6 protein-coding genes are annotated in these 6,110 nt (G+C 71.5%); 2 read left to right on the top strand and 4 right to left on the bottom strand.

Going from position 1 to position 6,110, the window contains the following annotated elements:
- Both WMJ97_RS14015 and WMJ97_RS14020 read left to right on the top strand, forming a co-directional pair.
- On the top strand, nucleotides 1-720 hold a 720-nt coding region (locus WMJ97_RS14015), incomplete at its 5' end, for a cyclase family protein (RefSeq protein WP_347349625.1).
- Nucleotides 721-792: 72 nt separating this feature from the next.
- On the top strand, nucleotides 793-1,812 hold the full coding sequence (locus WMJ97_RS14020) for an NAD(P)-dependent oxidoreductase (protein ID WP_347349626.1): 1,020 nt from the start codon (nucleotides 793-795) through the stop codon (nucleotides 1,810-1,812).
- A 47-nt stretch (nucleotides 1,813-1,859) separates the two neighbouring features.
- Here WMJ97_RS14020 and WMJ97_RS14025 read toward each other — a convergent pair whose 3' ends face one another.
- The 4 genes from WMJ97_RS14025 to WMJ97_RS14040 form a co-directional block, all read right to left on the bottom strand.
- A complete protein-coding gene (locus WMJ97_RS14025; protein ID WP_347349627.1) occupies nucleotides 1,860-2,609 on the bottom strand; it encodes a glutamine amidotransferase in 750 nt (249 codons plus the stop codon).
- Nucleotides 2,606-3,721: a glutamate--cysteine ligase gene (locus WMJ97_RS14030; protein WP_347349628.1), complete on the bottom strand. Its 1,116-nt coding sequence runs from the start codon at nucleotides 3,719-3,721 to the stop codon at nucleotides 2,606-2,608. Before WMJ97_RS14030 ends, WMJ97_RS14025 begins: the two co-directional genes overlap by 4 nt.
- Nucleotides 3,718-4,599, bottom strand: a complete 882-nt coding sequence (locus WMJ97_RS14035; protein ID WP_347349629.1) for a hypothetical protein — start codon at nucleotides 4,597-4,599, stop codon at nucleotides 3,718-3,720. The genes WMJ97_RS14030 and WMJ97_RS14035 overlap by 4 nt, the downstream gene beginning before the upstream one ends.
- A gap of 105 nt (nucleotides 4,600-4,704) precedes the next feature.
- Nucleotides 4,705-6,075 carry an L-serine ammonia-lyase gene (locus WMJ97_RS14040; protein ID WP_347349630.1) on the bottom strand — a complete coding sequence of 457 codons (1,371 nt, stop codon included), beginning with the start codon at nucleotides 6,073-6,075 and terminating at the stop codon, nucleotides 4,705-4,707.
- Nucleotides 6,076-6,110: the final 35 nt, after the last annotated feature.

Below are 6,110 nucleotides of genomic sequence, written 5' to 3' on the forward strand. Positions count from 1 at the left end.
GAGGTGCGCTCGGGGCGTACTGCGCAGATGACCCTGCCGTGGAACATCACCAGCGGCGTCGACAACCCCGATCCGGCCCTGCACTACATGGTCGACCTCGGCGACCGCGAGGCGCCCGAGCCGTCCACGAACAAAGACTTCCTGGGCATCAACTTCCACGGCAAGGCCGCCTCCCACCTCGACGCGCTCGCCCACATCGCCTACCGCGGTGAGCTGTTCGACGGCCACGTCAGCCGCGACACCGTGCACGCGACCGGCACCGACTTCGGGGCGGTCGCCGACCTGCGGCACCTCGTGACACGCGGCGTCCTGCTCGACTTCGCGCTGCTCTCCGGCAAGCCGTGGGTCGAGCCCGGCACCGCGTTCCACCGCGACGACGTCATCGCCTGCGCCGAACGCTGCGGCGTCGAGATCGAGGAGGGGGACGCCGTGCTCATCCGCGACGGCCACTTCCGCCGTCGCGCGGAGGTCGGGCCGTGGGATCCGTCGGGCGCCAGCGCCGGCCTGCACGTGGACGCCATGCCGTACCTCGCCGAGCGCAAGATCGCCCTGTTGGGCGGCGACGGCGACTCCGACGTCCGGCCCTCCCCGACGCCCGGCATCCACTCGCCGATCCACATCCTCGCCATCACGGCGATGGGCGTCCCCCTGCTCGACAACTCGATCTGGAAGAGCTCGCCCAGGCGTGCGCTGAAGAGGGGCGCTACTCGTTCATGCTGACGGTGGCCCCGCTGAACGTCCCGCGCGGCACCGGTTCGCCGGTCAACCCCGTCGCGGTCTTCTGAGGCCGCGATGACCTGCACCGTCGGCGTCTCGCGCGACTTCCTGGGCGAGGACGGCCGCAATCTGTGGGGAGACATCGGCCTCGGCCGGCTCGAGCGGGCCGGCGTCCGGTGGGAGTATCTGCCTCGCGACGTCCCGGCGTTCGAGCCGGCCGACCTCGCGCCCTACTCGGCCGTGATCTTCGCCGCGCCGGCGGTGACGGAGTCCTCGTTCGCCGACGGCGTCCCACGACCCCTGCTGCTCGCGCGCTTCGGTGTGGGCTACGACACCGTCGCCCTGGACGCCTGCACCGCCCGCGATGTCGCGGTCACGATCACGCCCGACGGGGCGCGGCGTCCGGTCGCGACGGCGGCGCTCACCCTGCTGCTGAGCGTGCTCCACCGCTCGGTGACGAAGGATCGACTGGTCCGCGAGGGCCGCTGGGCGGAGCGGGCCCTCCACATGGGCCGCGGCCTCACCGGCGCGACCGTCGGGCTGGTGGGGGTGGGCAACACGGGGGCGGAATTCGTCCGGCTGCTCGCCCCGTTCGGCGTCACCGTGCTCGGTCACGACCCGTTCTGCCCGCCCGAGCGGGCGGCCGAGCTCGGCGTCCGGCTCGTCGACGCCGACGCGCTGGCGGCCGACAGCGACGCCGTCGTCGTGATGGCCGCGCTCACCCCCGAGACGTTTCACCTGGTGGGGGAGCGGTTCCTCGCCCGCATGCGCCCGGACGCCGTCCTCGTCAACGTCGCGCGCGGCCCCCTCGTCGACGAGGACGCCCTCGTCGCGGCCCTCCGCGACGGGCGCATCGCCGGGGCCGGGCTGGACGTCTTCGAGAGCGAGCCGCCCACCTCCGGCATCGAGCGTCTGCCGAACGTGACGCTCGCGCCCCACAGCCTCGCCTGGACGTCGGAGATGAGCCTCGGCAACGGCTCCAGCTGCGTGGACGCCGTGCTCGCGGTCGCGCGGGGCGAGGCCCCGCGCTTCGTCGTGAACCGGGCGGTGCTGGAGCGTCCGTCGTTCCTCGCCCGGCTGGAGAACGGCCGCTAGCTAGCGGGAGGACGGCTCGGACGCCTGATGGCCGACCTCGACCGCCCTCACGACTCCTCCCGCTCCTCGCGCATCACGCTGCAGAAGCGCGCCATGATCGAGCGGGGCTCCTCGCCGACGCCGGCGCTGTGGTTTTCCTCGACGAGCATCTCGAGCTCCTCGGGCCGGAAGTATCCATAATCTGCATAAATGCGCATACGTTGCTCCAGGGTGCCGGCGTCCAGTTCCACGTGAAACTGGGTGAGGTAAACCCGCTTGCCAACGCGGAAAGCCTGGACGGGGCAGGCCCGCCCGGTCGCGAGCAGCACGGCGTCATCGGGCAGCAGGGAGCACGCCTCCTTGTGGCCCGTGAACGCGAGGAACGACGTCGGCAGGCCCTCGAACAGAGGATCGTTTTCGCCGTGCGCGGTCACCTCGACGGTGGTGACGCCGGCCTTCTCGCCGAACCGCTTGTCGACCGTGCCGCCGAGCCGGCGGGCGACGAACCCGAGCCCGTAGCAGACCCCCAGCAGCGGATGATCACGCTCGATCGACTCGTCGACGATGCGCCCCAGGTCGGCCTCGATCGCGATCTGCTCGTCGTCCTTCACCTCGTCGCTCGCGTTGAAGTGGCTGCCGCCGACGATGATGCCCGAGTAGTCGTCGAGCCGCAGTTGCGACAGCGGGGTGATCTCCGGGCGCACCTGCACCAGCTCCCCGGGCGCCAGGCCACCGAACGCGCGGACGGACGCCGCTTCCGCGTCCGCCACCTCGTCGGAGTCGCGGATGGTGATCAGGCAGAACGGCTTCACGCTCACGTGGGTCTCCCGGTGATGGTCTCGTGCACAAGGGCGTCGACGACGGGCTCCAGCGAGCCGCCGTGCTGAGAAGCGACTGTACGTTGCCGAACATAACTGGGGCCCTCGTCGAGCAGGCGTCCGGTCAGGTCGAGTTCGGCGCGGCAGCCGAGCTCGTCCGCGAGCGGGGCGAGGCGTCCCCACCAGTCCGCGATCGAGTCGCGCAGCGCGCGGCGCTCGCCCTGCTGGACGATCTCGGCGTCCAGCCCGTAGCGGGCGGCGCGCCACTTGTTCTCGCGGAGGAACCAGCGGGGGGCCGGCGCCGGGTCGGCGCCGGCGTCCGCCAGCCGCATCAGATGGACGCCGAGGCACTGCACCCACGCGGCGACGCAGCCGAGCTCGGCGAGGGTGGGCGAGGAATCCATGATGCGGGCCTCGACGGTGCCGAAGCCGGGGGAGGGCCGGACGTCCCACCGCAGCTCCGACGGCTTGCCGATCATGCCGACCGCCGCGAGCTCGTCGAGGTGTTCGGCGTAGTCGGCCCACGTCCGGAACGCGTACGGCAGCCCGTTCGTCGGGAGCTGCTGAAACAGCATCGTGCGCTGCGACGCGAACCCCGTGTCGTCGCCCTCGAAGAACGGCGAGGACGCCGACAGCGCGAGCAGGTGCGGGTAGAACCGCGAGAGCCACTGCACCATCGGCATCGCGATGTCGTCGCGGTCGACGCCGACGTGCACGTGGGTGCCGCACACGAGCATCTGGCGGCCCCACCAGGCGTTCCGCTTGCGGACGACGTCGTACTGCTGGTGCTCCACGATCGGCTGCTCGGCGGCGACGGCGAACGGATGCGTCCCCGCCGCGAGGACGCCGAGCCCGAGCGGCCGTACCGCCGCGTGCAGGGCGTCGAGTTGCTCGCGGAGGTCGGCGACCGCCGCCGGGATCGTGCGGTGGACGCCGGTGATCATCTCGACCATGCAGGCGAGGTACTCCCCGGTCGTCCGGGTGCCGTCGGGCAGGCGCTCCAGCACCTCGGACGCGCGCGGCACGAGGTCGCGGGTCTCGAGGTCGACCAGCGCCACCTCCCACTCCAGGCCCACGGTGCCGCGGGGGGAGTGGGCGAATTCCAGGCTCATGCTTGGGGGGTCCGCTGAACGAGCTGCTCGTAGGTGAGGGTGGCCCCCTGGCCGTCGACGACCGCGCCCGCCAGCACCATGAGGCCGGCGCGGGCCGCCATCGTCCAGACCGAACCGTCGGGGGCGACGTGGGTCGGCATGTTCGGGTCGGCCAGCCGCTCGAACGCCTCGCGGCTCTGACAGGCGTTGAAGGCCCAGGCGACCTCGTTGATGTTGACCTCGGGGCGCAGGTGGAGGCCGTAGCTTCGGAGCGCGGTCTCGTACAGCGGCGTCCAGATGTCGTTCACCTGGCGCCGGTAGGCCAGCATCGCGTCGCGGACGGGCGGGTACTCGGGCCACAGCGACTGCAGCGCCTCCGCCATGCGGACGACCTTCGGGTTCTCGTGCATCTGGAACGTGTTCTCGGCGAACGACCGCATGAACTGCCCGAGCGTGCCCTGCGACCACTCCTCCAGGCTCGTCTGGGCGATCTTCGTCTGCACGTCGAACCGCGACGGCCGCATCACGTAGTTGATGACGTCGGTGTACCAGTCGTTGGCGAGCGGCCAGCGGCGCAGCATCTGGTGCTGGCTCATGTTCAGCACGCTCTCGATGAAAGGCTGGTGCCCCAGCGAACTCGACAGGGTGCGAGGGACGTCGTTCGCCGGCCCGGCGTCTTCCACCAGCCGCTCCGCCAGGTAGTTCGCCGCCTCCTGCAGGATGTACTGGGTGACGGGGCTCAGCGGGCCGTTCGCGCCGGAGCGGCTCGAGATACAGGTCAGGACCGGCGAGAGGTCTTCGATGAGCACGGTGCCGCGGAGCAGAGGACGCCCGCCGCCCTTGTCTTGGACCCACACCTCGACTTCCTCGCCGGGTGCCCCCTCTGTGACGCGCCGCATGAGGGAAGTCTGCACCATCGGCGCGCGCACGGCGAGGCGCCGCAGAGACGTTCCAATGACTGGGAACAGCGGGCTACGGCGTCCGACACGCCGAGAACCGCCCGCTCAGCACTCGATGACGTTGACGGCGAGCCCGCCGCGCGCCGTCTCCTTGTACTTCACCTTCATGTCGCGCCCCGTTTCCCGCATGGTCTTGACGACCTTGTCGAGGCTGACGATGTGGCTGCCGTCGCCGCGCATCGCCGTGCGGGCGGCGGCGATCGCCTTGACGGACGCGATCGCGTTGCGCTCGATGCACGGGATCTGGACGAGGCCCCCCACCGGGTCGCACGTGAGGCCCAGGTTGTGCTCCATCGCGATCTCGGCGGCGTTCTCGATCTGCTTCGGGCTGCCGCCCAGCACCGCCGCCATGCCGGCCGCCGCCATCGAGCACGCCGAGCCGACCTCGCCCTGGCAGCCGACTTCGGCCCCCGAGATGGACGCCTCGTTCTTGAAGATCATCCCGATCGCCCCGGCCGTGAGCAGGAACCGGACGACCCCGGCGTCGTGGTAGCCCGGCACGAAGTCGCGGTAGTAGTGCAGGACGGCGGGGATGATGCCGGCCGCCCCGTTCGTCGGCGCGGTGACCACCCGGCCGCCGGAGGCGTTCTCCTCGTTCACGGCCAGCGCGTAGAGCGCGATCCAGTCCATGCCGCGCAGCGGGTCGTCGGACGCCGGCTCGCACCGCAGCTTCGCGTACAGCTCTGGCGCGCGCCGCCGGACGCGCAGCCCGCCCGGCAGGACGCCCTCGTTCTCCAGGCCGTTGCTCACGCACTCCTGCATCACGGACCAGATGTGCAGCAGGCCGGCCCGCACCTCGGCCTCGTCGCGCCAGGCGAGCTCGTTCTCCAGGCTCAGCCGCGCGATGGACTTGCCGGTCTCCGCGCACAACGCGAGCAGGTCGTCGGCGCTGTGGAACGGGTGGGTGAGCGGCGAGTCGTCGGGCGCGATGCGCTGGTGGCCCTCGGCGTCGGACGTCACGATGAAGCCGCCGCCGACGCTGTAGTAGGTGCGCTGGTCGACCACCTCGTCGCCCGCGGACGCGGTGAAGATCATGCCGTTCGGGTGCAGGGGCAGCCCGCGCCGGCGATGCAGGACGACGTCGTCGCCGATCGCGAAGGCGATCTCGCGCTCGCCGCGCAGGGAGAGCCGGCCGGTCGCGCGGACGGCGTCCACCCGCCCGGCGACGGCCTTCGGATCGACGGTCTCGGGGTGCTCGCCGAGCAACCCGAGGACGACCGCGACGTCGCTGCCGTGCCCGTGCCCGGTCGCCCCGAGGCTGCCGAACAACTCGGCCTTGACCCGCGTGACGTCGCCGAGAAGGCCGGCGTCGGCGAGGGAATCCACGAAGCGGGAGGCGGCGCGCATCGGCCCGACGGTGTGGGACGACGACGGCCCGATTCCCACGCTGAACAGGTCGAACACGCTGAGCGCCATGCGGCCACGGTACTACGGGGGGCATCCGGGGCTCA

Source organism: Nigerium sp. (assembly GCF_039811905.1).
Lineage (GTDB): Bacteria > Actinomycetota > Actinomycetes > Propionibacteriales > Propionibacteriaceae > Propioniciclava.